The sequence below is a fragment of the Streptococcus sp. HMSC074B11 genome, from assembly GCF_001808705.1.
GTDB lineage: Bacteria > Bacillota > Bacilli > Lactobacillales > Streptococcaceae > Streptococcus.
In genome coordinates this window covers 1-987 of sequence record NZ_KV794276.1, presented here as the reverse complement: position 1 = coordinate 987, position 987 = coordinate 1, and the positions used below count along the sequence as shown (strand labels likewise).

Genomic DNA, 987 nt, shown 5'->3' with positions numbered 1-987 from the left:
AATTCAAAGCGAACCACTAGGTTTCATTGACCCATTTTCTGACCTTGGCGAATTCGATTCTCTTCAGATGAAATTTAAACAACCCGTAAAGGACTTGGTGAATCGATATTCAGGACAACCTTACAGCTTGGCCTGGCAACATAAAATTATGGAAATGCGGAAGTTGTTTATTGCCTATCAGATAGCACTAAATGAAGAAGATAAGCAGATTAATTTTCAACGAAGAACAAGAAGCGAAGAGTCCAAAGAACATGCTAATGCTATTGTCACAACTTATTTGAAACTGGGCTTTAGTTTTAAAGATATTGAGAAGCGTGTTTCTTTATCTTACAAACAACTTCGTAGAGGATGGAGAAGAAGTGACCATGTAATGACAAGTAGTCCTGAATTTTATAGTAAACAGGACTTATCTGAAGGTTACTGTTTACCGAGTAAAAAATTACCTAAAAGCATGAGAATCAATGAGGAGTAATTATCATGAAAGAGACAGTATTAAAGAAAGGTATTTGTCAAAAATGCGGATGCACGTGGGGAACACCCTGTATTGATGAAAAATGGGGTTGTTGCTGGTGGATGGACCATGATGAGACTATCTGTAGTCATTGTTTTTGGAACTTAAATGAAGAGATGAAATGATGGGGAAACTAGAAAATTCAATCAGTATGATTTTGATTATGGGACTACTTTTAATCAGGTTAAATAGAATTAGAAACCATAAAGCGGACTACCTATCAGGTAAACGAGTTGGATATTTTCAGTCTCCAAAATTAGATTATTGGAATGATTTAGTCACGACAATTTTTGGCATAATTCTATCAGCCATTCTACTTGGAATTTCGCTATTCCTTCAGCTATCCAATTAGTCTGTAAAGTAAACGAAATTGCTATAAAAACAAAAATAGTTATAATTTCCCAAATATTAGGAGAAGTATGAAGTTACAAGAATGCTTTAGCTTAATCACAAAAGACGGATTAAGAACACAAAAA

Annotated in this window: 1 protein-coding gene; it reads left to right on the top strand. The window is 34.4% G+C overall.

Translation table 11 applies throughout. The features are described 5' to 3' along the window. Position 1 precedes the first annotated feature (1 nt). The gene (locus HMPREF2619_RS07170) at positions 2–472 is read left to right on the top strand and encodes a modification methylase Sau96I (protein ID WP_148130377.1); all 471 of its coding nucleotides are present in this window, start codon (positions 2–4) and stop codon (positions 470–472) included. The last annotated feature ends 515 nt before the right edge of the window (positions 473–987 follow it).